The sequence below is a fragment of the Streptococcus oralis genome, from assembly GCF_001578945.1.
In the GTDB taxonomy this organism is placed as follows: Bacteria; Bacillota; Bacilli; order Lactobacillales; family Streptococcaceae; genus Streptococcus; species Streptococcus oralis_Q.
In genome coordinates this window covers 104110-104747 of record NZ_KQ969554.1, presented here as the reverse complement: position 1 = coordinate 104747, position 638 = coordinate 104110, and the positions used below count along the sequence as shown (strand labels likewise).

The following is a 638-nucleotide window of genomic DNA, read 5'->3' as shown; positions in this document are numbered from 1 at the left end:
ATTGACTCGCGCTAATGCTTGCGGATACTGAAGCGGATGCGCTTTGGCTTGAGCTTACTGATGCGCTAGCGCTTTGGCTTGCACTTACTGATGCTGAAGTTGATTGACTTGCAGATACTGATGCTGAAGTTGATTGACTTGCAGATACAGACGCTGAAGCTGATTGACTTGCAGATACTGATGCTGAAGCTGATTGACTTGCAGATACTGATGCGCTAGCACTTTGGCTTGAGCTTACTGATGCTGAAGCTGATTGACTTGCAGATACTGATGCGCTAGCACTTTGACTTGCAGATACAGACGCTGAAGCACTTTGACTTGAGCTTACTGATGCACTTGCGGAAGCACTTTGGCTAGCTGATACTGATGCGCTTTGACTTGAGCTTACTGATGCTGAAGCTGATTGACTTGAGCTTACTGAAGCTGAAGTTGATTGGCTTGCGGATACTGAAGCAGAAGCACTTTGGCTTGAGCTTACTGATGCGGAAGCGCTTTGGCTTGCGGATACTGAAGCAGAAGCACTTTGACTTGCAGATACTGATGCGCTAGCGCTTTGGCTTGCAGATACAGACGCTGAAGCACTTTGACTTGAGCTTACTGATGCTGAAGCTGATTGACTTGAGCTTACTGATGCACTT

General features: G+C 47.0%; 1 protein-coding gene. It reads right to left on the bottom strand.

The window, feature by feature from the left end:
* On the bottom strand, positions 1-638 hold a 638-nt coding region (locus SORDD16_RS10790), incomplete at both ends, for a hypothetical protein (protein ID WP_241734038.1).